At 55.3% G+C, this 23,829-nt stretch carries 23 protein-coding genes and 1 pseudogene; 9 read left to right on the top strand and 15 right to left on the bottom strand.

The genetic code is table 11. The features are described 5' to 3' along the window. Positions 1-2: 2 nt before the first annotated feature. The 6 genes from ACFPPD_RS14040 to ACFPPD_RS14015 form a co-directional block, all read right to left on the bottom strand. On the bottom strand, positions 3-1,229 hold the full coding sequence (locus ACFPPD_RS14040) for an amidohydrolase (RefSeq protein ID WP_209749637.1): 1,227 nt from the start codon (positions 1,227-1,229) through the stop codon (positions 3-5). Positions 1,230-1,263: 34 nt separating this feature from the next. After that, positions 1,264-2,280 carry an LLM class flavin-dependent oxidoreductase gene (locus tag ACFPPD_RS14035; protein WP_209749638.1) on the bottom strand — a complete coding sequence of 339 codons (1,017 nt, stop codon included), beginning with the start codon at positions 2,278-2,280 and terminating at the stop codon, positions 1,264-1,266. 119 nt (positions 2,281-2,399) lie between these two features. Beyond that, the gene (locus ACFPPD_RS14030) at positions 2,400-3,152 is read right to left on the bottom strand and encodes an amino acid ABC transporter ATP-binding protein (protein WP_209749639.1); all 753 of its coding nucleotides are present in this window, start codon (positions 3,150-3,152) and stop codon (positions 2,400-2,402) included. Then, positions 3,149-3,859, bottom strand: a complete 711-nt coding sequence (locus ACFPPD_RS14025) for an amino acid ABC transporter permease (protein WP_209749640.1) — start codon at positions 3,857-3,859, stop codon at positions 3,149-3,151. The genes ACFPPD_RS14030 and ACFPPD_RS14025 overlap by 4 nt, the downstream gene beginning before the upstream one ends. After that, a complete protein-coding gene (locus tag ACFPPD_RS14020; RefSeq protein WP_209749641.1) occupies positions 3,849-4,640 on the bottom strand; it encodes an amino acid ABC transporter permease in 792 nt (263 codons plus the stop codon). Before ACFPPD_RS14020 ends, ACFPPD_RS14025 begins: the two co-directional genes overlap by 11 nt. A gap of 30 nt (positions 4,641-4,670) precedes the next feature. After that, positions 4,671-5,567: a transporter substrate-binding domain-containing protein gene (locus ACFPPD_RS14015; protein WP_209749642.1), complete on the bottom strand. Its 897-nt coding sequence runs from the start codon at positions 5,565-5,567 to the stop codon at positions 4,671-4,673. Between the two features lie 257 nt (positions 5,568-5,824). Here ACFPPD_RS14015 and ACFPPD_RS14010 point away from each other — a divergent pair, with 257 nt between their 5' ends. From ACFPPD_RS14010 to ACFPPD_RS13990, 5 genes are all read left to right on the top strand, one after another. After that, positions 5,825-7,615 (top strand): cache domain-containing sensor histidine kinase, encoded by a 1,791-nt coding sequence (locus ACFPPD_RS14010; RefSeq protein WP_209749643.1) that lies wholly within the window; start codon positions 5,825-5,827, stop codon positions 7,613-7,615. Between the two features lies 1 nt (position 7,616). Continuing rightward, positions 7,617-9,233: a response regulator transcription factor gene (locus ACFPPD_RS14005; RefSeq protein ID WP_209749644.1), complete on the top strand. Its 1,617-nt coding sequence runs from the start codon at positions 7,617-7,619 to the stop codon at positions 9,231-9,233. Positions 9,234-9,363: 130 nt separating this feature from the next. Then, positions 9,364-10,695: an ABC transporter substrate-binding protein gene (locus ACFPPD_RS14000; RefSeq protein ID WP_209749645.1), complete on the top strand. Its 1,332-nt coding sequence runs from the start codon at positions 9,364-9,366 to the stop codon at positions 10,693-10,695. A 63-nt stretch (positions 10,696-10,758) separates the two neighbouring features. Next, positions 10,759-11,634 (top strand): carbohydrate ABC transporter permease, encoded by an 876-nt coding sequence (locus ACFPPD_RS13995; protein WP_209749646.1) that lies wholly within the window; start codon positions 10,759-10,761, stop codon positions 11,632-11,634. 3 nt (positions 11,635-11,637) lie between these two features. Next, on the top strand, positions 11,638-12,471 hold the full coding sequence (locus ACFPPD_RS13990) for a carbohydrate ABC transporter permease (protein WP_209749647.1): 834 nt from the start codon (positions 11,638-11,640) through the stop codon (positions 12,469-12,471). Between the two features lie 147 nt (positions 12,472-12,618). Here the strand turns inward: ACFPPD_RS13990 and ssuE are convergent, their stop codons facing one another. The 4 genes from ssuE to ACFPPD_RS13970 all read right to left on the bottom strand — a co-directional run bounded on the left by ssuE (position 12,619) and on the right by ACFPPD_RS13970 (position 16,522). Continuing rightward, a complete protein-coding gene (ssuE, locus tag ACFPPD_RS13985) occupies positions 12,619-13,173 on the bottom strand; it encodes an NADPH-dependent FMN reductase (RefSeq protein ID WP_209749648.1) in 555 nt (184 codons plus the stop codon). Next, positions 13,170-14,051, bottom strand: a complete 882-nt coding sequence (locus tag ACFPPD_RS13980) for a LysR family transcriptional regulator (protein WP_378082520.1) — start codon at positions 14,049-14,051, stop codon at positions 13,170-13,172. The genes ssuE and ACFPPD_RS13980 overlap by 4 nt, the downstream gene beginning before the upstream one ends. A 130-nt stretch (positions 14,052-14,181) precedes the next feature. Further along, a complete protein-coding gene (locus tag ACFPPD_RS13975; RefSeq protein ID WP_209749649.1) occupies positions 14,182-14,988 on the bottom strand; it encodes a lipase family protein in 807 nt (268 codons plus the stop codon). A 103-nt stretch (positions 14,989-15,091) separates the two neighbouring features. Beyond that, positions 15,092-16,522 (bottom strand): NAD-dependent malic enzyme, encoded by a 1,431-nt coding sequence (locus ACFPPD_RS13970; protein ID WP_209749650.1) that lies wholly within the window; start codon positions 16,520-16,522, stop codon positions 15,092-15,094. A gap of 242 nt (positions 16,523-16,764) precedes the next feature. On the opposite strand from ACFPPD_RS13970, the gene ACFPPD_RS13965 reads away from it, so the two are divergent. Further along, positions 16,765-16,941 (top strand): helix-turn-helix domain-containing protein, encoded by a 177-nt coding sequence (locus ACFPPD_RS13965; RefSeq protein WP_378082497.1) that lies wholly within the window; start codon positions 16,765-16,767, stop codon positions 16,939-16,941. Between the two features lie 60 nt (positions 16,942-17,001). On the opposite strand, the gene ACFPPD_RS13960 is transcribed toward ACFPPD_RS13965, so the two are convergent. From ACFPPD_RS13960 to ACFPPD_RS13940, 5 genes and pseudogenes are all read right to left on the bottom strand, one after another. Beyond that, positions 17,002-17,145, bottom strand: a complete 144-nt coding sequence (locus ACFPPD_RS13960; protein ID WP_209749651.1) for a hypothetical protein — start codon at positions 17,143-17,145, stop codon at positions 17,002-17,004. After that, positions 17,130-18,035, bottom strand: a pseudogene (locus ACFPPD_RS13955) (SulP family inorganic anion transporter). Before ACFPPD_RS13955 ends, ACFPPD_RS13960 begins: the two are co-directional and overlap by 16 nt. A gap of 81 nt (positions 18,036-18,116) precedes the next feature. Then, a complete protein-coding gene (locus ACFPPD_RS13950; RefSeq protein WP_209749654.1) occupies positions 18,117-18,782 on the bottom strand; it encodes a hypothetical protein in 666 nt (221 codons plus the stop codon). A 94-nt stretch (positions 18,783-18,876) separates the two neighbouring features. Then, positions 18,877-19,866: a quinone oxidoreductase family protein gene (locus tag ACFPPD_RS13945; RefSeq protein ID WP_209749655.1), complete on the bottom strand. Its 990-nt coding sequence runs from the start codon at positions 19,864-19,866 to the stop codon at positions 18,877-18,879. A 230-nt stretch (positions 19,867-20,096) separates the two neighbouring features. After that, positions 20,097-20,633, bottom strand: coding sequence for an Ig domain-containing protein (locus ACFPPD_RS13940; RefSeq protein ID WP_209749656.1), 537 nt, complete (start codon positions 20,631-20,633; stop codon positions 20,097-20,099). A gap of 456 nt (positions 20,634-21,089) precedes the next feature. Here ACFPPD_RS13940 and ACFPPD_RS13935 point away from each other — a divergent pair, with 456 nt between their 5' ends. Genes ACFPPD_RS13935 through ACFPPD_RS13925 form a run of 3 tightly spaced genes read left to right on the top strand, consistent with a single transcriptional unit; the run spans position 21,090 to position 23,570 of the window. Further along, on the top strand, positions 21,090-21,953 hold the full coding sequence (locus ACFPPD_RS13935) for a permease (RefSeq protein WP_378082519.1): 864 nt from the start codon (positions 21,090-21,092) through the stop codon (positions 21,951-21,953). Next, positions 21,954-22,937: a TIGR03943 family putative permease subunit gene (locus ACFPPD_RS13930; RefSeq protein ID WP_378082495.1), complete on the top strand. Its 984-nt coding sequence runs from the start codon at positions 21,954-21,956 to the stop codon at positions 22,935-22,937. 24 nt (positions 22,938-22,961) lie between these two features. Continuing rightward, positions 22,962-23,570: a 3'-5' exonuclease gene (locus ACFPPD_RS13925; protein ID WP_209749658.1), complete on the top strand. Its 609-nt coding sequence runs from the start codon at positions 22,962-22,964 to the stop codon at positions 23,568-23,570. Positions 23,571-23,829: the final 259 nt, after the last annotated feature.

Raw genomic sequence — 23,829 nt, 5'->3', positions numbered from 1 at the left:
CGTCACTTGCGCAAGCCGCTCAGATCGCCAAGCGCATCGGCCGCGAACGCCGAGAAAAATTCGGCCGCGAGAGGCAAAGCGGCTTCGTCGACATCGAACGCCGGATGATGCCACTCCTGCGGCCCCGACGTGCCGAAGAAGAAAAAAGCTCCCGTCGTCTCCCGCAAGTAGTACGCGAAATCCTCGCCGGCCGGCGAAGGCTTCGGCTCGACGACGCTTAACCCGATAGACGTCGCCGTTCGGGCCGCCCGTTCCGCCCATGCCGCGTCGTTGACGACGGCCGGCGGCCCTTCGAGCCAGCTCACTTTCGTCGCCGCCCCGAGCGCCGCGCCGACGCCGGTCGCGATTCGTTCAAAACGTTCGCGGACGACCGTCCTCACGTCCTCTGCGAACGTCCGCAGCGTGCCGTCGAATACGGCCTTGTCGGCGATGACGTTCCACGCCGTGCCGCTGTTCAGCCGCGTTACGCTGACGACCGCGCTGTCCAACGCGCCGACGTTACGGCTGACGATCGATTGCAGCGCCGTAATGATATGGGCCGACGCCACGATCGGATCGATTCCCGCTTCCGGAACGGCCGCATGGGCGCCTCGTCCCGTCACCTCGACGACGAAGCCGTCCGCGGCCGCCATGATCGGCCCCGCCTTGATGCCGATCGTGCCGACCGGAATGTCCGGCTTGTTGTGCAGGCCGAACACCGCTTCTACGCCTTCAAGCGCGCCGCTCGCGATCACCTGCTCGGCGCCTTTCGCTTTCTCCTCGGCCGGCTGGAACAGGAACCTTACCGTTCCCGGAAGCTCGCTCTCCCTCGCTTTCAGAAGGAACGCCGCGCCTATCGCCGCCGCCGTATGAAAATCGTGCCCGCACGCATGCATCTTGCCCGCCGATCGGGAGGCGTACGGCAGCCCCGTCTCCTCTTGGATCGGCAACGCGTCGATGTCCGCGCGGATCGCGATCGTCGGCCCTCCCCGCAAACCGCCGACTTCCGCCACGAGGCCGGTCCGCAGCGCGTACTCGTCCAGGATCTTGATGCCCGCTTCCTCCAGCCATCCCCGGATCACCGCCGTCGTCTCGACTTCCTCGTGCGACAGCTCCGGATGGGCATGAAGATGCCGTCTGTAACCGATAATCCGTTCGGCGAATAGCTCCTTCTCTTCCGTCTCTTTTGTCGCTTCCGTCGCTTCCGTCGCTTCCTTCACTTTCGACCGTTCCGCGATCGGACCGCTCATCTCTCATTCCTCCTTCCGCTCAACTCGCATTCCGCTATACTTTAAGTTTCTCTTCCTCGAACGCTTCCTTTAACAACCGGAACGACCTTAACCGCTTCTCGAAGTCGGGCACGATCGTCGTGAAGATCAGCTCGTCGACGTCGTACAAGTCGCGCAGCTCGAGCAGCCGCTTGCGCACTGCGTCTTTCGTGCCGCGCGTAATATCAGCTTCGCGAACTTCGGCCGTATACGTCTCCCCGGCCTGCTTCGCGAACTCCTCCGCTTGTTCCAGCGTGCCGACGTTCACCGTCTTGCCGCTGGCGAGCGTCACCCGGACGCTCTTCAGATGTCCCGCGAGCTCCGCCGCTTCCTCGTCCGTATCCGCCGCGATGACGGACAGGGCGAGCAACGTCTTCGGCTCGCGACCTTTCGAGCGGTCGAACTTCGCCCGGTAGACGTCGAAGGCGGCTTTGGCCGCATCCGGGTCGTTATTGATGAAGAGCGCGAACGCGTACGGGTATCCCCGCTCGGCCGCAAGCTCCGCGCTCGAGACGCTCGTGCCTAACAGATACACGTCCGCCGGCCGCTCGGGAATCGGATTGGCTTGCAAGCCCGCGAGCGGATGAGCTTCGCCGAGCGGCCCGATTAGCAGTTGATCCAGCTCCTCTAGCTTCTCGCCGAGCGATTCCGTAACGGATACGCCTTTCTGTAATGCCTTCGTCGAACGCGGAAGCCCGCCCGGCGCCCTTCCGATGCCGAGCTCGACGCGACCCGGCGCTAGCGAAGCAAGCACGTTGAAGTTCTCCGCCACTTTGTATGAACTGTAATGTTGGAGCATGACGCCGCCGGAACCGATTTTGATTTTTTCCGTCCGGGCGAGCAGATGGGAAATAAGCACTTCGGGAGAAGCGCCCGCCATAAGGGCGGAATCGTGATGCTCTGATACCCAGAATCTTTCGAAGCCGCTCGCTTCCGCGAACTGCGCGAGCTTCACCGTGTTCGCCAGCGCCTCGGCCGGGGTATGCCCCGGAAACACGATGCTTTGGTCCAATATGCCGAATTTAAGAGCCATCGTTCATCCGCTCCGTTCTTAAAATAATAGAAGTTCAAAAAGTTCGATTTTCAGCACCTTTGCCGAATCCACTTCCCGAATTGACTTCGTGATCAAAAGCGGACTTTTTGAACTACCTCTCATATGGAGTAGGCGTATTCCGACGTGTAACGCGCCAAAAACTGCCTCGTTCTTTCTTCCTTCGGCGATTGGAAAATGTCTTTGGGCGAGCCTTCTTCCACGATGACGCCGCCGTCCATGAACACGACGCGGTTCGCCACGTCCTGCGCGAATCCCATTTCGTGCGTGACGATGACCATCGTAATGCCTTCCTTGGCGATCTTCCGGATGACCGCCAGCACTTCGCCGACGAGCTCCGGATCGAGCGCGGACGTCGGCTCGTCGAACAAGATCACTTCCGGATTCAGCGCGAGCGCCCGGGCGATGCCGACGCGTTGCTGCTGTCCGCCCGACAACTGGCTCGGATACGAGTCCAGCTTGTTGCCGAGCCCTACTTTCTCCAGCAGCTCGACGCCCTTTTTCCGCGCTTCCGCCTTCGGGAGCTTCTGAACGACGATGAGCCCTTCCATCACGTTCTCGATCGCCGTTTTATGGCGGAACAGGTTATATTGCTGGAACACCATCGCCGTCTTGCGGCGCAGCTTCTGGATGTCCTTCTTGTGCGCTTTCTTGCAGTGGACGGTGTGCTCTCCGATCGAAATTTCCCCGTCGCTCGGCTTCTCCAAGTAATTCAAGCAGCGAAGCAGCGTCGTCTTGCCCGACCCGCTCGGACCGAGAATCGCGACGACTTCCCCTTTCAGCACCGTCAGATCGATGCCTTTCAACACTTCGGCGCGACCGAACGATTTGTGGATTTGCTTCAGCTTGATCATGCGACACCTCCGCGGTTGTAGACGTTGATTCTTTTCTCGAGGGCGGCCGTCGCCCTCTCGATGGCGACGGTCACGATCCAGAATAGAATCGCGGCCGCCAGATAAGCTTCCGTGAATTTCCAATTGGTCGAAGCTACGATCTGGGCTTGGGCGTTAATGTCTACGACGGACACGATAAATGCGAGGGTGGACCCGTGCAGCATGCCGATCAGCGAATTCGAGAGGTTCGGCAGCGCGGCCGCGAACGCTTGCGGGAACACGATTCTGCGAAGCGCCTGGAACGTTGTCATGCCGACCGCGCGCGCCGCCTCCATCTGCCCCTTCTCGACGGCCAGCATGCCCGCACGGACCACTTCCGACATATATGCTCCCGCCGTAATCGAGAAGGCGATATAAGCGAATCCGATCATCGGGATCGATACCGAGTTGAATGACCAGCCGTACTTCTCGGATAGGTGATCGAGAATCGTCGATAACCCGATATAGACGAGAAACAGATGGGTAATCATCGGCGTTCCCCTGACGAACGTGACGTACGCGGCTCCGAGTTGGCTCAATACCGGCACTTTGAAGATCCGGGACAGCGCCACGATCGTGCCGATGACGAACCCGCAGAAGACGGATACGACCGTAATCTGAAGCGTCGTCGGCAACGCGGGCAACAGCTGCTTGAACGCGGTCCAGATGAACGAGAAATCAAGCGTCATTCGCCAGTCCCCCCTTGGTTATCGCCAAATCCGCCGGCTTCAGCTTACGGTTCAGCCATTTTCTTCCCATCGGTACCCGGTCTTCCTTCGCAACGGGCGCCTCATGCCTCAGTAGCCTGCGCTCCGAAAAGTTGAACAGTCTTTCGAGGACGAAGCTAATAATGAAATACACGAGCGCCAGGGCGACATAGCTTTCGATCATGTGCCGGGACATCGTAAAGAGCGTTTGCGACTTGCCGGTCAGCTCCATGACGCCCAGCGTGAACGCGAGCGACGTATCCTTCAACGTCGCGATGACGATATTCGCCAGAATCGGTATGGAGATGGCGAGCGCCTGCGGGAACACGATTCTCGTGAACGCCTGATAGCCGGTCATGCCGACCGCGTACGCCGCTTCCACCTGCGACTTGTCGACCGCTTTGACCGCGGCCCGTATCCCTTCGGAAATATATGCCCCGTTGTGCAGCCCGTACGCGAGGATGACGAAGACGAGGACGGGCATCTTGCTGACGTCGATCGAGATCAGCTTCAGCAGCTCCGGAAGGCCGTAATAGATTAAGAACAATTGGATCAGGATCGGCGTCCCGCGGAAGAAGGAAGCGTAAAGCTGGGACGCCCGCTTCAGGACGGGAACGTCGTACAACCGGGGCAGGGCGACGAGAAATCCGACGGCGATGCCCACCGCGATGGAGCTGGCCACGATGAACAAAGAGGTCTTAACGAAAGGCAACAGCTTCACGAAGTATTCGAACACGAAGGAAATATCGAATGGCGCACCCATACCCCGGCCTCATCCTTTCTTCACGGAATTCTATTTATCGGAGACGGTGGCGTCGAAGCCGAGCCATTGCTTGCTCAGGTTGGACAGCGTGCCGTCCGCTTGCAGCTCGACGATCGCCTTGTCGACCGCGTCGGCCAGTTGCTGTTCCTCGGGATCGTTCTTACGGAACAAGAACAGAATGTCGGATTCCCTGATGACTTTGCCTACGGACTTCAGCTTGCCTTCCGGATCGATCAGCGGCAGGACGAAGTCGTCGCCGACGGTCGCATATACGCGGCCGGAGGAAATTTGCTGCGCCAGATCGTTCGCTCCGCCGTTCGAGTACACGATTTTCAGCGCGTTACCGTTCTCTTTGTTGTAGTTCTCGAATTGGGTAGCGGCCGCGCTCGTCGCCGTCGCGTACACTTTCTTGCCTTTGAGATCGTCCAGCGTCTCGATCGGATCGTTGTTGTCCTTCGCGACGATGATTTTGTTTTTCCAATACGCGTAAGGCACCTTGTTGAACAAGTATTTGGCTTCGCGCTCCGGGTTCTTCTCGAACTCGTGGGCGGCCAAATCGATCTTGCCCGTCTCGAGGCTGAGTAGGATGTTCGTAAATTCGAGAACTTGAAGCTCGAACTTGTATGCCGGAAGCCGCTTGTCGATCTCGCGCACGAGCTCGACGTCGAACCCGGTCAGCTTGCCGCTCTCGTCGACGAAAGCGACTTTTGGGAACTGGTTGCCCGTGCCGACGACGATTTTCTTGACCTCCTTGGGCGCTTCGGAGCTTGCTTCAGCGGAAGCGCTCGGCGACGCGCCGGCCGCGGCGGACGGTTCGGAAACCGACGGAGACGGCGAATTCGACGCGTTATTTTTGTTGTTGTTGCCGCATGCCGCCAGAGTAAAAACTAGAATAACGGCAGCCGCGAACGTGATTAATTTTTTCATGCATGATCCCTCCAAGTGATTGTCTTTTTATTAAACTTATAATTCCTAGCGGTTAACTAAGAATTATGTTTGAGCTAACTTTATCACCCCGAGCGCTCTTTGGATAATAGAGAAGTTCTATCGATCGATAGTAAAAACCGATACGGACATTCGCCCGATTACGGCCGAATGCATTCTCTCTTGCTTGTCGAAAGCCGCCGGATGGTGCTAGAGTAATACAATTAATGAAATTTACTCAGTTGAATGAGGGAACCCCGTTGCTTCGAAAACCGCAATATATCCACCAGAGAAGATGGAAAATATCAAGCATTCTGATCGTCTCCTTCGTCATTATGATTTCGTTATCCATTTCGCTGATCGCCGCCTATTCCGCGAGATCGTTCAATACGATTCTCTTGGATAATGCGACGTCCCGCGCTATGCAAACGGTGGAGCAAATCTCGTATACGGTCGACTCCAAGCTTCGCTTGATGAAAAATACGATCGCCACGATCGCGAACGACCGGGAGATGATTGCGGCGGCATCGTCCGTGCATTTTTCCGAATCCGTGTCGGAGCAGCTTGAGCTGAGCAGAAAGCTCGAGTCCAATCTGCACAGTTACTTTCACTATACCCCCGACGTCATCGCGGTCATATTCGCCTTCAATCGCGAAGGACTGGACATTTACAGGCAAAACCTGGAGATGAATGAAGCGAAAATGCGTAGCCAAGCGTGGTACCGCGAGGTGCTGCAGAACAAAAACAAAGTACAAATCATGGGAGTAGAGACGAATCTGGAAACGTTCCCTGACAGGGGAGAATATTTGAGCGTTGCGGTAGCTCCGAATTACAGTACGGCATTCTACAACGTCGAGATGATCTATTTCGTGTTTAACGCCCGCGAAATTACGGATCTCCTCAAAACCAATGTTTCCGATGCGGGGGATAGCTTCGTGCTCGACGCATCGGGTTCCGTCGTCGCCTCCACGAATTCCGAAGCGATGCGTCAAGGGGTGAGAGGCAACCCCTCGTTCCGGGAAGCGCTGGCGGGAGCTAACGGGTATTACGTCCAGAATATCGGAGGACAACAATCCTTTATCGTATATAGATCCTCCGCGTCAGGCTTCAAATATATACAGATTTACTCCTACGACAACATGCTGGAGCAAATCGATGAGATGTACGAACGGATCATTGCGCTGTCGGCCGCGGGGGTAATCGTCTTTCTTCTCGTCTCCTATTTGCTTGTCCGAAGCATCGTTAAGCCGATCGGCTCGCTCGTCAATCAGATGGCCTCCGTCAAAGCCGGCAATCTGAAGGCGAATATCAAGGAATCCGGTCCCGTCGAGATTTACGTGTTGGGCGTTACCTTCAATGAAATGGTTTCTCAGTTGAAAGAGTTGATTCAAGAAATCGAAGATAAAGAGACCCAGAAACGGTTGGCGGAAATCGCCGCCCTGCAATCGCAGATCAACCCGCACTTTCTATTGAACACCTTGAACACGATCAAACTGATGGCCAGCATTTCCAATGCCGGGAATATCCAGAAAATGACCGAAGCGCTGACCAAACTGCTCTCCTCCGCGTTTAACCGCGGAGGCATGTATACGACCGTAGCGGAAGAAATGAAACTTCTGGATTATTACGTCCAGATCATGAAGATCCGATACGGCGACCAATTCGATATCCGATACGATATAGAACCCCGGATGCAATCGATCCCGATCCTAAAGCTATTGCTGCAGCCGATCGTCGAGAACGCCATCGTTCACGGACTTCACGAGCGCGAATCCCGGGGGTTAATCCAAGTGGCCGGCGATATTTCCCAGGGCAATTGCCGGATCGTCATTCGCGATACCGGAAGGGGCATTCATCCGGACGTGCTCGGAAAGCTGCTTGAGACGAAAGAAGATAAGGTTCAGGAGAGTTTCAGCGGAATAGGATTGAAGAACGTTCACGAAAGGCTGCAATTGAACTACGGATTGCCTTACGGCATTACGATCGAAAGCGAACTGAACAGGGGTACGACCGTTACGGTCGTCATGCCGGTTATTCGAGAGGATGAATAATATGATGCGGGTATTGATCGTGGATGATGAACCCATATACAGGCTGGCTTTAAGGGAACTGATCCGATGGGAGGATTACGGCTGCGAAATCGTGGGAGAAGCCTCGAACGGTCAGGACGCATTACGCTTGATTACGCCGATGCGCATCGATCTTGTTCTGGTAGACATTCAGATGCCGATCCTCTCGGGACTTGCCTTCCTGCAGAAACTTAGAGAGTCGGAAGAAGGCAGTCAGACCGGGGTCATCGTGCTAAGCGCGTATTCTCAATATGAATATGTCCGTCAAGCGTTCGTATACGGCGTGTACGATTATATCATTAAGGAAGATCTCAATGCAGCGCATGTCGGGGAAGTCATTCTAAAAGCCGTCCAGCGGTTGCGCGAAGTGATCGACGAACAAGAGCAGAAGGAAAGGGATAGTCTTTCGCGGACGGAAAAAATCCGGGAGCAAGCATTTCGTTCCCTCGTTCATTTCCAGGAAACCGCCGATGCGGAAGGAAGCGAAGCCTCTAATTGGCTGCTTTCCACGCTCGGCTCCAGGCATGTCGTCTGCTGTTTGATCATCGACCGAAGCTCTGCGCCAACGGACCACGAATCGGAAAAACAACGAAGCCGATTTATCGTCCATACGATCCGCCAGGTTGCCGACGGTTACAAAATAAACGCCATCGTCACCTGCATCGCCAGAGAGGAATATGCCGTTCTATTCCTGCTGCCTGGTCTTATGGGGGAATTGCAGGCAAGAGAAGTCATTTCCGAGATGTTGAACAAGACGATCAGCCATTTGCGAGTGTATATGAACCTCTGGGCAACATGGGGGGTTTCGCGGATTTGCACCCAATTCGCCTATTGGGGGGAAAGCTTCAGGCAATCCAAGCTATGGGCCGAGACAAGATTTTATCTTGGATCGGGAAGAGCTTACTTCGAGGAGGACGTAACCTCCTATACGGGCCGGATCAAGGAACCCGTCTGGAACGTACCCGAGCTGCTCCATGATCTGGAATCGGGTAATGCGGGTTGGCGTAACAAGCTGGATAAAGGCTTAGACGACCTTGCCGAAGCTTACGGCGTGCCCGTCGAGAAAACGCTGCACGCTTATCGAGCCTTGTTGTGGGAAATCAGCTCCCTCCTCTATTCAAAGGGGCTAGCATGGGAGAATATTACCGGCGAACCCGAGTCTCCGCTAGAACGGCTTGGACAATTCGAGCAGGCCAACCCGCTGAACGTATGGTTTCGGTCGTTGATCCAAACCGTATTCGACAGCATCGACCCGAAAAAGCGGATCATGGAAAATTCTCCACCCTTGGTGGACAAGGTGAAGAAGTGGATCGACCGGCATTTCCACGAGCCGATTTCCCTCACGAACGCCAGTGAATCCGTCGGTATCAGCGAAAGCTACCTTAGCAGATTATTCGCCAAAGAAACCGGAGAAACGTTCATCGAATACGTGACGCGAAAAAGAGTCGAGACAGCTATTCAGATGATGGGCAGCGGGATGAAGATTTACGAGATCGCGGAAAAAGTCGGTTATCCGAACCAAGGCCACTTCAGTAAAATATTCAAGAAGGTTACCGGGAAAACGCCGCTGGAATACCGGGAGGAAATGCTCTCGAAATGATCCATCGGTTGAGGTCAAGGATAAAAAGAGAGAAGAAAAAAGCAATTATATTCATGTGAAAGCGCCCTCATTCCCTATAAGATAAACTTCGAAAGCGATTGCAACCATACATTGGGAGGGTTCAAAAAAGATGAAGAGAAAGACATGGATTACGCTCTTGCTCACGGCAATGCTGGCTTCGTTCTCCATATTAACGGCATGCGGCAACAGCAAGAACAATAAAGACGAGGGCTCTTCCGCATCGGCTCCGGCTTCGCAGGCGGCAACCCAGGAAGCAAACGGAGAAAAAGTAACCTTAAAAATGGCGCTCTGGGGCAACAACGATGATTTCGTTGCTTATCTCGAAGCCAAAGTCAAAGAATACGCCGCGGTGGCTCCTAACGTTACCGTGGAATTCGAATCCATCAAAAATGACGGCGATTATTTGCAAGCGATGAAAGTTCGCGCGACGGGCGACGAGCTTCCGGATATCATGGGCATGAAGCCTAACTGGCTGTCCGATTTCAAAGACCAGCTTCTTCCATTGGACGGCGAACCTTATGTGGCCACGAACAAATTCGCGAGCAAATACGCGGTCGACGGAAAAATATTGGGAGTTCCGACGATCTCCTTCCCTGAGTTGGTCTATTACCACCCAAGCGTGTTCAAAGAGCTGAACCTGCAAGTTCCGACCACTTGGCCGCAATTTATCGACGTTCTGAAGAAAATCAAAGACAACGGCACCTATATCCCTTATGCCATGGGTGGGAAAGACGCTTGGCCGAACTATCCGTTCAACGAATTCCTTCCGCAAATCGTGTCCGGTTCGGAGAGCTATCTGAGCGATATCGCGAAACAGGACCAACCTTTCGCCGCAGGCACGCCGTTCTACAAAGCGTATCAACAAATCGAGCAATTGTATTCCAGCAAAGTGATGGGACCGGATCCGCTCGGCATCAGTTGGGATCAGGCAACCGACCTGTTCAATGCCAAAAAAGCGGCCGTCATCGCAGCCGGACTGTGGTTCGAACCTACCTATGAATCCAAAGTCGGCAACATCGACGATTTGGCCGCTTTCCCGATGCCGTATCGGCAGTCGGAAAGCGAGCCGCTTAAGCTTATGATGTTCACGGACTACTTCTACGGAATCACGAACGGAAGCAAGCATCAGGAAGAAGCGAAAGCGTTCCTGAAATGGTTCTATTCTCCGGAAGTTTACCAAACCTACATCGACAAGCAGAAGCTGGTTTCCACCTTCGAAGGCATCGAGGCCAAAGACGTACCGTTCCTGCAGCAATTTTACGCAAACAACAAGAACGAAGTGTTCACTTATATTCCAGGCGATTCGGAATATACGCGGATTACGAACGCTATCCAATTGGATGTGAAGGCGATAGGCCAAGATATGATGGCCGGCAAAAAATTGGACGATATCGTTGCCGAACTGAATGCCAAATGGACCAAAGCCAGAGCGGCTAAATAATAAACAATCACTTTTGGAGAAAGCCCTTGCGGGGCTTTCTCCAAATTAATAAGGGGAAGTGGAATGAGCTATTCCTTTCAGAAGAAACTGGTCATCTTCTCGTTTCTGTTCATACCCGTATCTCTGCTTCTGTTGTTCCTGTTTTATCCGACGCTGCGGCTGCTTCAGTTCAGCCTGACGGATTGGAACGGGATGAGCAAGAGCTTTCATTACGTGGGAATCGACAACTATCGGGCCGCCTTCAACAACTCCGACGTATGGAAGGCGCTGTCTAACAACTTCCTTTATTTCGGAATCCATGCTTTGTTCATTCCTTTGGAAGTCATGGTTGCCGTACTCCTGAACAACAAGATGCGGGCCAGCAACTTTTTCCGTTCCATCGTTTTTATGCCATATATCCTGAACGGAGTAGCCGTAGCTTACTTGTTCAGCTTTCTGTACAACCCCATCAACGGACCTTTGAACGCTTTTCTCGAAGCGTTCGGACTGTCTAGCTGGATTCAGAATTGGTTAAGCGATAAAGGCATCGTCAATTATTCGTTGGTCGTCGTTTCCTTATGGCGGTTCAGCGGTCTTCATGTCATCTTGTTTCTCGCCGGCCTGCAGTCCATACCGCAAGATTTGTATGAAGCGGCGACGATCGATGGCGCCGGTCCCTTGAAAAAATTTCGGTACATTACGCTTCCGGGCATATCCCGGGTAATGGAGATCGTCCTATTCTTGAATGTCCGGGGTGCTCTGCAGGTGTTCGATGTTCCGTTCCTGATCACGCAAGGAGGACCGGGAATTGCGAGTACGACCTTTACTGTATACACCATACAAACCGCTTTCAAGTATAACAACTATGGCCTGGCCTCGTCTTTGGGCGTCATTCTCATGCTGATGATCATCGCGTTCAGTTATTTTCAAAGCAAATTGTTCAAAGGGAAAGGGGATTAAGACATGAACCGAAGACAACAGGTCCGTTCCCTTCCGCTGATCTACCTTTTGTTCGCTATCATCACCGCGTTCGTCATGTTCCCTATTCTGATTAACGTGTTTACGGCCTTCAAATCGCCTATAGATTTGATGAATTCGTCCCCGCTAGCCTTGCCGAAGGCATGGACCTTCGACAACCTGAAAACGGCGTTCGAAAAAGGCGGCATGCTCACCGGATTCAAAAATACCGGCATACTGGTCTTCGTCAGCGTCTTCTTGAATACGATCCTCGGAGCGATGACGGCTTACGTGCTTAACCGCTTCGACTTTCGCTTCAAGAAGGTGATCATGAGCCTGTTTGTCGTCGCCATGGTCGTGCCTTTCTATACGACGGAAATCGCGCGGTTTCAAATCATCAAGGGCCTTGGATTATACGATTCGTTAGGCGCTCCCCTTCTCATCTACGCCGGAACGGATCTGCTGCAAATTTTCATCTTCCTTCAATTCATCGAGAAAATCTCGTCCCAGCTGGATGAGAGCGCGATGATCGACGGAGCTTCCTATTTCAGCATTTTCGTTCGAATCATTTTCCCGCTGCTGCTGCCTGCATCAGCTACTCTAGGCATCATAAAAGCGGTGGATATCATGAATGACATGTATATTCCGTTCTTGTACATGCCGTCCAAAGATTTGCATACGTTGTCCACGTCGCTGATGTCCTTCGTGGGTCAACGCGCTTCCGACTTCGAGCAATTGACGGCGGCTATCTTAATTGTCATGGTGCCCACCTTGCTGCTCTACTTGTTCCTTCAGCGGTTCATCTTTTCGGGGATTACCGCCGGCGCGATAAAGGAATAAGAAATTCATCGATTTATAAAAGCAATCAGGGACTGTCCCGAAGTCATCTAGGATGACCCGGGACAGTCCCGCTTTCGTTTTTAGTCGTCGATCGTCATTTTCACGGGGAAGCATCCCCTCATTTTTACCGCGGATGGACAATCGGCTTTACTTTTCCTGCTTCCGTCTATCGATCCACTCGAGCTCTTCGGCGAACTCGTCCGCGGCGTTGGTCAGCCTTTCGCGCAGCTCTTCGGACAGCTCGAATCCGCCGCCTTCCAGGCGCTGTACCCATTGGTCGATCGCGTAGACGCCGCCGTGAATGTTGCGGCTGCCGAGCACGGACAATACCGGCTTGATCGCGTAGTCCAAGATGAGCAGATGCGAGATCGTACCGCCGATGAACAGCGGTAGAGCCGCCTTGTCCTGCAGTCCTTTTTGCGGAAGCAGATCCAGGAACGCCTTCAGAATGCCGGTGAAGGACGCTTTGTACACCGGACTGGCGATGACGACGCCGGAAGCGGCCTCTACTTTGCCGACCGCGGCGATAATGCTCTCGTCTTTGAAATTCGCGTGCAAGAGCGCTTCCGCCGGCAATTCCGCAACATGGACGTGGTCGATCTCGATGCCTTTCTCTTTCCACTTGCTTTCGACGTAACCGACGATGCCGTTCAGGCGGGATCCCGGCGTCGGGCTTCCATGGATAATAACGATGCGGCTCATACGACTCCTCCTATTGGCGACATGAATTGTTTGCCGATTTCGATGATCGCGTTCATAAAGTGCGCATACTCTCCGGGACTTACGATAACGTTCGTCTGCAAGGCGATTCCTTCGGTTTCCGGGACCTTGAGAGGGATCAGCTTTCCTTGGACGAGTTCCTGGCGGACGGTCAAACCGGGCAAGAACGAGATGCCCGCCCTGCCGATGACCAGCTTCTTCGCCGTCTCGGAATTATCGGTTTGGATTTGAATGTTCGGCGGCTTGTCTAGATTCTCGAACATCCGGTGAATGCGCAGCCAGTCGAGCGCCCCGCATTCGAAGAACACGAGCGGCTGATCCGCGATCTGCTCGATCGTGACCCGTTCCGAGCCGACGAACGGATGTCCCTCGTAAGCGTACAAGGTGATCGGATCCTCGTATAGTTTCGCCGAGTGCAGCTGCGGATGGTTCACGTTGCGCACGAATCCGATATCGACTTCTTTGCCCAGCACTTTGCCCACGATATCGTCCGTTACGCCCGTCACGATCTTATAGTGAACATCCGGAAAACGTTGCTTCAGCTTCGGCAGCAACTCGGGAATCACGTAATTGGATACCGATACGGTACATCCGATCCGAAGCTCCTCGGGCAATTTGCGTTGCCGATGGACGTGCAGCTTCCCCCTGCGGTACGTCGTGATCAATTGCTGCGCGTAGGGGAGGAAACGCTTGCCTTCTTCGGTGATTTGGACTTGCTTGCCTTGCCTGTCGAACAGCCTGCAGTCGAGTTCTCTTTCCAGCGACTGGATGCGTGCGGTCACCGAGGGTTGGGATAAGTATAACGCTTCGGCCGCTTTATTGAAACTGCCGCAGTGGATCACGTATACGAAAGCTTCGATATTATCGATGTTGATGGCCGTTCCCCTCCCGCCGGTCGATCGACTTTTTAATATTTATCCAATAGGATAACTCGGAAATGGAGGAAAGTAAAGCCGATTTTTCGGCTTTGCTCCTCTTCGCGCCATCGCCTTACGCTGGAAACGCTCCCTCGCTATCCGCCGTTCCGGGGCATAGGCCCGGATTCCTCTCGCTCAAGCTCTCCGCGAAACCCGGATTTCTCTCCGCGAGTACCGCGTAGTAGCTGCCGATCACGTGATTGCCCGAAACGGAGCCGTTGTGGAAAGCGAGCGTCTCGGGCTTCGACACATGCTCGTAATAAAACGTTTTGTCCCGCTTCGGCAGCCTGTAGATTTGCGGAGGCAAATGCGTCACGACGTCGAATCGGTTGTTCACGCGGTAATTGTCTCCCGCCCTTTCCTTGAACGCCCTTGCGAACGCCGGATTGCCGACGCGCGGACTCCCGAACGTATACGTCGTCGGATTCTCGAACGAAGAATTCTCCGCGGCGTCGAGCGCGCAAAGCGTCGCGAGCCCGCCCCCCAGGCTGTGGCCGGTAATATTCAACGCTTTGCCCGGCGGCAAGCCCTCGAGCGTCTCCAGTACTTGGCCGCGGGCGGAATCGTATATCCTCGAGAAGCCGCGATGCGCGTAACCGGCTCGACTCGCCCACTTCACCTTGACTTGGCTCGCCATCGCGTCCGCGACCCAGTCCTGCGCGGAGCTCGTTCCTCGGAACGCGACGACGACGTGGCTGTCGGATTCGATGATGAATCCGAACCTCTCCGACACGCCGGCAAGAGACTTCGCGCGGATTTCCTTCGCCAGCCTGAACCCTTCCGGCACGACGAAGCTGCCATCCGGATTGTTGTAGCTGGCATACGTCTGGCTGCATACGGACGCGAGAAAGATCGCCGTCCGGTTATCGTATCCGCCCATGGCGCAGGCTCCCTTCCGTACTCTCTACCGATACACTATTACCGGGAAGAGCAACTGGTGCCTATGGGCGAACGCGATTAGCCGATGCGATCGGCCTTCCCGATCAGCGATATTCCTTCGGAATCCTTCTCGCGACCTTCGTCTCGATCGCCGCGCGGATGACCCGGTCTCGCAGCAGCTCGACGACCTTCTGGTCGAACACGCTCGGCACGATATAATACTTGTCCCGTTTATCGTCCGTAATCACGGAAGCGATCGCTTCCGCGGCGGCCAGCTTCATTTCTTCGTTGATTACGCTCGCCCGGCAATCGAGCGCCGCCCTGAAAATGCCCGGGAAGCAGAGCACGTTATTGATCTGGTTCGGAAAATCCGACCGGCCCGTCGCCATGACGGCGACGATGTCTTCGATCTCTCCCGGCATGATCTCCGGCTTCGGATTCGCCATCGCGAAGACGATCGGGTCTTGCGCCATGCCGAGCACGTCTTCGCGCTTCAGCAAGCCGGCGGCGGACACCCCGACGAAAATATCCGCGCCCGCCAGCGCCTCTTTCAATCCGCCGCGGACGCGCTTCGGGTTCGTCCGCGTCGCGTACGTTTCCTTCACCGAATTGGAGTAGGTTTCGCCTTCGACGAGGATGCCTTCCTTATCGACGCCGACCAGCTCCTTCACGCCGGCCGCAAGCAGAATATCGCTGATGGCGACGCCCGCCGCCCCGATGCCGCAGACAACGACCTTGACGTCGCGGATGTTTTTGCCGACGATCTTCAGCGCGTTGATGAGGCCCGCGTACGTGACGACCGCCGTGCCGTGCTGGTCGTCGTGGAAGACGGGAATGTCGAGCTCCTCCTTCAGCCGGCGCTCGATCTCGAAACACCTCGGGGAAGAGATGTCTTCCAGGTTAATGCCTCCGAAAGTAGGCGAGATTTGTTTGATCGTGCGGATGATTTCCTCCGTATCCTTCGTATCGAGGCAGATCGGGAACGCATCCACGCCCGCGAGCTGCTTGAACAGCATCGCCTTGCCTTCCATGACCGGCATCGCCGCCCTCGGCCCGATATCGCCGAGTCCGAGCACGGCCGTTCCGTCGGAGACGACGGCCACCGTATTCCGTTTGATCGTCAGCGAATAAGCGTCGTCCGGATCTTCGTGGATCGCCAGGCAGACGCGCGCGACGTCCGGCGTGTAGACGCGGGACAGGTCGTCGCGGTTCTGAATCGTCAACTTCGGCGTCACTTCGATTTTGCCTCCGAGATGCAGCAGGAACGTCCGGTCCGACGTATTGACGATGCGGATGCCGGGAATTTGCCGGATGGCTTCCGATATTTTGCCGATATCCCCCGCGTCGACGACGTTCACCGTAATATCCCTGATGCTGCTCCCGTGTCCGATGTGGATCGTATCGATAGCGATGATGTCTCCGCCCATGCTCGAGATGATATTCGCGACAAGTCCGAAATTCATGCGCGCCGCGTCGATTTCCAGACGCAGAATGACGCTGTTCCCGCCTAGCGTTTGATTGTTGTTGCCCGCCATCGAAACCACCCCTTATTTTTCCATCTATCGTCTCCAAACTATAGCTTAACCCAACGATCCGAGGCAATACTTACTGCTCCTCGCACCCGTGCCTAAAGAAGCCATTCGCCTCTGCCGGTAACCGGCATTGGAGAACGGCTTTATCTTTGTCTTTGTCTTTGTCTTTCGGCTATTCGTTCGTTAGTCGTTCAGCGTCAATTCCACTACCGTATCCCGCTCGTCCGGCAACGGATAGGTAATATTTGAACCGCAAAAGAATGCAAAAAGCGAAATCGATCCTCGCGACGACCTCGCTTCCGGTCAAGGAAGTGGCCGAGCTCGTCGGCTATCCGGACACGAACCATTTCGCCAAAGCGTTCCGCAAGGAATCCAGCTTCAGCCCGACCGAGTATCGGCTGCAAGCCCGGCATCTGCCGTAAACGATAAAAGGTTGTCCCCGCCGGAACGAACCGTTCCGCTTCCGGGGACAACCTTTTTGATTAAGCGGGACGGGAACGCGCCGGTTGCTCTTGCCCCAGAACGCGGACTTTCTTCCCTTTGCCCTCTAGCCTGCCGACGATTTTATCCACCGTCTTCGCCGCCGTATGGTCCCACACGCGGGAATCCGTCAAATCCAGACACACGTTGTCCGCGTCATCCGCGAAATCAATCCGCTCAAGCAACGCGTCGCCATCAGCATGACGCCGACGAGCGCCGCGATCGGAATGCGGCTCAGCACGTCATCGAGCACGAAGACGAGCAGGAAGAGCACGAGCGCGGCGACGATCGTCAATAACCGTCCTCTTCCGCCGACTTTCACGTTGATCGCGGATTCCGCGATCAGGGCGCAGCCCGCCATGCCGCCGAAGAAGCCCGTTACCGTATTGGCGATCCCTTACCCTTTCATTTCCTTGTCCTTACTCGTCTTCTCCTCCGTCATCTCGTCGATGATCGTCTGGGTGAGCAGCGTCTCCGAGTAGCCGACGATCGCGAGCGAGAACGATACGGGGAGCAGAATCCACAACGCCTCGAAGGTGAACGGCACGTTCGGGAAATGGAACGAGGGCAGAGACGATTCGATCGTCGCGAGATTGCCCACCGTGCTGAAGTCCAAATGCAGGAACGCGGCGGCGACCGTCATCAAGACGACGGCAGCCAGCGGCGAAGGGATCGCTTTCGTCACCTTCGGGAGCAAATAAACGATCGCGAGCGTTCCCGCCACCATCCCGTACATGAGCCACGATTCGCCGCGAAAATAGCGGAGCTGCGACAGGAATATCAGAGCCACGAGGGCGGTCATCAGGACGGCCATCGAGCCCGCGGTCGAAGAAACCATGGCCGGTCTGCCGCCGAAAATCGAAGTCAGCAGCAAGATGCAGATCGTCGAGTAAATGCTGATCATCGGATTGACGCCCGCGATGAACGCGAAGGCGAGGGAATCGGGAATGAGGGCCAGCACCGTCGTCAGTCCGGCGAGAACGTCGGCTCGAACGTTCGCGAACAAGGCGGCGCGAATTTTATTCGTTAAAGTCATCGTTATGCGGTCTCCTTGGAGCATATCAAAGCCCGGAACGGCTTTCGCCGCCCGGGCTGTCGTTGTGCCATCCGTACCGGGTTAATTCTTGTCGGGCGCGCTAGTCTGCGCCGGTTTGGCCCTGCGCTTCAGATGATTCTGGTAAGACGCCTCGAGCAAGCGGTTCATCCCTTGAATGAATTCTTCGTCCGACGGCGACTTGTCGATCTTCGAATCGGGGAACCGGATATCCTTGATCTCCCAGTTGTTCGTGCCGAGGTTCAGCTTAAAGCCCTTCGCCTGCAAAAACTTGCGGCGGCCGTCCGTGAATTCGGGTGCCTTGCGGGGCTCCGGCTTCGGCGCCTGTTCGACCGCTTCGACCGGCTCCGGTTCGGGAGACGGATCGTACTTGATGCCGCGCGCTTCCGCCTCCTTGCGTTTCTCGTGCTCCGCGAGGGAGATCGGCCGGGCAGGCTTGTTCCCCTTCAGCCAATCGAGATCATAGCGCATTTTCGGATTGATGACGAAGTAGGTCTTGCCTTTGATCGTCTCGCTCTCGATCTCGTTGCGCAGCTCGGGCCGCTTCTTGAAGCCTTCGACGATCCGTTTCATCTGTTCCTTCTCCAGGTCGAGCGGAACGGCTTCGTTGTGGGGCATGTAGACGTCGCACATGACTTGCGTGAATATGAATTCGCCCAGCTCCGTATCGAAAAATTTCGAGAACGTCACCGCGACTTCTTTTTTGTTCACCGTAATCGTTTGGTTCAAAATGATCCTCCTCATGACTCATAAAGCTCGATACCTATTATTATAGCCTATTGGCGGCCAAAGGGCACCCGCTTTCTCCGTCTTCGGAGGTCCGTTAAGGCACGAGTATGATTTTGCCCGTGCTCCGGCGGCTTTCCATGAGCCGATGGGCATCGGCGCCCTCGCTTAACGGGAATACCGTCGGCGCTTCCACGCGCAGCTTTCCGGCCGCGATGTCCCCGAACAGTTCGCCCGCTCTTCGGGTGCGCTCCTCCCGGGACGTCACGTGGTTCCACAAGTCTCCGCCCGTTAACGTAAGCGACGAATCCATGAGCATTCTCGGGTCGATCCGCGGCGGGTCCCCTCCGGCCATGCCGTAAAAGACGACCGTCCCTTTCTCCCTCACGGAATTGAAACTGTCCATGAGCGTCGAGCCGACGGAGTCGTAGGCGACGTTCGCGCCCTTGCCGCCGGAGGACCAAGCGCGAACGGCCTGCGGCCAAGAGGCGTCGGCTTCGGCGTTCTGGTCGCCGTACAAGAGCACCTCGTCCGCTCCGGCGTTCAACGCCACCCGCTTCTTATCCTCGCTGGACGTCAGTCCGATGACCCTGGCTCCCTTGCTCTTGCATAGCTGGACGAGCAATTGGCCGACGCCGCCCGCCGCGGCATGAACGAGCACGTCGTCGCCTTCGCGGACGACGTAGCTATCGTGGACAAGGTAATGCGCCGTCAGCCCTTGCAGCAAGACGGACGCCGCCAGCTCGAACGGAATGTCCGGCGGCAGCGGGATGACGCGGTCGGCGCCTACCGCGACGAGCTCCGCGTTCGCGTGCGGCGCGTCGGCGAAACCGACTCTGTCGCCGACGCGAATGCCGGCGACGCCTTCGCCAACGCTCTCTACGATGCCCGCTCCCTCGTAACCGAGAATCCACGGCGCTTCGCCGGCAAGATGATAATTGTCTTTACGGCGGTAAATGTCGGCGAAATTCAACCCGACCGCTTTCGTTCGAACGATAACGGACCCGGCCGAGACAGCCGGATCCTCGATTTCGCTTATATGCAACACTTCGGGTCCGCCGAACTCGCGGAAGACCAAAGCTTTCATCTTCATCACTCCACTGATCAGGTTACCTCTATTTAACCATAACCTGCATCAGTATCGCCAAATTTTGGGCCGTTTCCGCGCGCGTCGCGAAATCTTTCGGCGCGAACACGATCGGAACGGTCGTCTTCTTCAGCGAGAACTTCATCGCCGCCGCGTAACCGCTCGATCATCGAGACGAGCAGTCTTTCGCGAAACTGTTCGCCGTTCCGCGAACGATTGCTTGTTGTAGCCTACCGCGGATTTGGAGAAGTGTTTAACGCCGGCACTTTGAGAGGTATCGATCCGACCGACGCATCATTTATCATAAGAGAGAAAGATCTTGTCTTCGTTACTGGCGAGTTGGCGCTATCCGTTACTTGAACTTCGACAAACAGATTCCCCGTCACCGTCGTCGAACCGCTAATGACACCTTCCGGGCTCATCGTTAATCCGCTAGGCAGTCCTGTCGCGGAGAACCTGTACGGCCCCGTTCCACCGATCGCCGATAATGTTGCCGAATAAGCTTTGCCAGCAGTCCCTGCCGCAAGCGACGACGTCGCGATTACATAAGAGCTTTTAGACGCTAGATCAGATGCGCCGATAGCGCTGTAATGAGGCAAAATAACGTCGTAAGCGCTTTTCTCGTCGAATGCCCCGTTCGCACCGTAAGGCGTCCCCGGAAACCCCACCGAATCCGGAACCGCCGAAGCCGACCCGGGCAGCAGCATCGCCGCCAATATGGCAAACGTTAAGACGAAAGACAAACCTTGCTTCGCCGATTTGTTCACTCTGTACACTCCCTATTATGGATAGTTTCATCCAGTGTATAGGCGTTTTGTTAGCAAGAACCCCCGTGTAATGTATGCCTTATGTAAACTTTCAAACCTCTCCCGATCCCGTAGATTCAGTAGATTTCAAAAACAGTTGGTGTGATTATGAACCCTGAACTTTCAAGGCGGTTGGTACTCTGTTCCATATGACGTACTTGTCGTCGAACTTCAAAATAGTTGCTGCCTAAATCATTAAACTCACCTTGTTTCGTAATGATTGTTATACACGACTGTCATAATCAAATGCGCTGCAGTGGCGACGACTGCCCCTCGCCATTCACCTTTACGCCCCATCTTTTTAAGGTTTTCTTGAACGCGATGTGTTAATTTAGTAGCATAGGTTCGCCCATTCTATCGTAACTAGCAGGTGCATTCGTGAAAACATTCCTTCAACTCAATACGATTTTCCTAAGCATGATAATGGAAGCCATTCCGTTCGTGCTCATCGGTGTGCTGATCTCCGGCTTCATTCAATCGTTCGTCACGGAAAAGTGGATCTCCCGCGTCATGCCGCGAAATCGCTTCTTGGCGTCGTTGTTCGGCTGCAGCGTCGGCATTTTGTTCCCTTCCTGCGAGTGCGGCATCGTGCCGATTACCCGCCGCCTGCTTAATAAGGGCGTTCCGTTGAACGCGGGCATCGCCTTCATGCTGACGGGACCGATCGTGAACCCGATCGTTCTGTTCTCGACCTATATCGCCTTCGGCAACGACTGGCGCGTCGTTCTGATCCGATCGGGCATGGCGTTCGCCGTCGCTCTCGCCGTCTCCATGTGCGTCGCGATCCTATTCCCGGTATTGCCGCTTCGGGTAGACGAACGCCAAGTCGCGGCCGCGTCGGAAACTCCCGTCGCGGCGAAACCTCGCCCGGACGCTTCGAAGAAGCTCGGGCACGTCCTCACGCACGCGGTGGACGAATTTTTCTCCGTCGGCAAATACCTCGTGCTCGGCGCGTTCATCGCCGCAAGCATGCAAACGTTCATTCCGACGTCCACGCTGCTCCATCTCGGCGGCAACGAAGTGATGGCGTCGCTCGTCATGATCGGTCTCGCCTTCACGATGTCGCTCTGTTCCGAGGCCGACGCCTTCATCGCTTCATCGTTCCGCAGCACGTTCTCGATGGGCTCCATCTCCGCCTTCCTCGTATACGGGCCGATGATCGACATCAAGAACACGCTCATGCTGCTCGGCACGTTCCGCACGAAGTTCGTCGTTACGTTGATCGCCCTCGTCACTCTGTTTACTCTCATTGGCTCCTTAATCGTCGGGAGGTTGGTTTGATTGATCCGATTTTATATTTTGTTCGGCTTCGCCCTCATGTTCTCGCTCATCCATCTGCAAGGTCAATTGAACAAATTCATTAACACCAAATACGCGTATTTGTCGGTCACGGCCATCGTGCTGCTGTTGTTGCTCAGCGCGATCGAAGTCGTCCGCATGTACCGCGCCGAACAAGCGGAGAAAAAGAAGCTGGAAGACGCGGAGGCCAAAGCTCAAGCTCACGCTATCGGCCACGAGCACGAACATGCTCATCGCCATGATCACGAGCATACGCACGACCACGATCACTCGCACGAGCATCACGATCACGATCACGATCACGATCACGACCATGACGTATTCGGTCATTCGCACGAGCCCAAGTCCAAGTGGAAACGCGCCATCGGCTATCTCATTCTGGCTTTTCCGATCGTCACGGGCATTTTCCTTCCGGTTCAGACGCTCGACTCGAGCTTCGTGAAAGCGAAGGGCTTCTCTTTCCCGGGCATGGACGATTCGATGTCGGATAAGAACCCGGGCACTCACCAATTCCTGAAGCCGGACTCTAGCGTCTTCTACGGCAAAGAAGGCTACGACAAGCTCAAGAACAAGGAACTGTCCGAGATCGTCGGCATGAAGGAAATCAACTTGAACGACGATCTGTTCATGAAAGGCATGGAGGTTATCTACAACTTCCCGGGAGAATTCATGAACCGGACGGTTTCGTTCGACGGGTTCGCCTACAAGGGAGAACAGGTCGACGGCGAGCATTACTTCGTCTTTCGGTTCGGCTTCATCCACTGCGCGGCGGATTCGGGCGTATTCGGGATGTTGGTCGACTTTCCGAAAGGAACGGTGCTGCACGACGACGATTGGGTGCACGTCACCGGCAAACTGACGTCCGAGCTGTACCAGCCGTTCAAGCAAACGATTCCCGTGCTTCGCGTCACTTCGTACGAAGCGGTTCCCGCTCCGAAAGACCCTTACGTATACAGGACGAATTAATGACGAGGAGGCGCATCCGTCCCTATGAAACTCGATAATATTACGGTGCTCGACTTCGAGACGAGCGGTCTCGACCCGTCGCGCGACCGCGTCATCGAGGTGGCGGCGATCCGCTGCTTCGGCGGCGAGATCGTCAGCCAATTCCAGACGCTCATCCGCTTCGACGGCGCGCTCGCTCCTAAGATTACAGAAATCACCGGCATCACGGGCGCGGATCTCGTGAACGGCATGGACGAAGAAACGGCGTTCCGCATTCTTAACCGGTTAATCGGAGACAGCACGATCGTAGCGCATAACGCGATGTTCGACCTCGGCTTCCTGCATCACACGTTGCTCCGGCTGGCGAATCGGTCGTTCCCGAACGATTTTCTCGATACGCTGACGATAGCCAGGGAACGCCATACATACCCGCATAACCTCAAAGAAATGTCCCAACGATACGGCATCGCGCTCGAAGGGGCCCACCGCTCGCTCAACGACGTGATCGCCTGCTGGAAGCTGCTCGAGAAGATGAACGAGGAACAAAGCGTATCGAATTACATAAACGTGCTCGGTTACATGAAAAAGTTCGGCATGCCGAAGTGGCATCCGCAGAAGGCGAACATGGTGCCGGTCGAGATCAAGTACGCTTGAGCGAGTACGTCGTGGGGAAGCAAGCAATTTCGTGAATTAAGCGGCGCGGGGCGACGTTATTTCGGCGCATTCAGCGATTTCGTGGATTTAGCGGCGCGGGGCGACGTTATTTCGGCGCATTCAGCGATTTCGCGGATTTAGCGACGCGGGGCGACGTTATTTCGGCGCATTCAAGCGATTTAGCAGATTTAGCGGCGCGGCGCGACGTTATTTTGGCGCATCAAGCGATTTCGCGGATTTAGCGGCGCGGGGCGACGTT

This window comes from Cohnella suwonensis (assembly GCF_042655365.1).
GTDB lineage: Bacteria > Bacillota > Bacilli > Paenibacillales > Paenibacillaceae > Cohnella > Cohnella suwonensis.
Note: the sequence above shows the minus strand (reverse complement) of the source record. Positions and strands in the feature narration are given on the sequence as shown.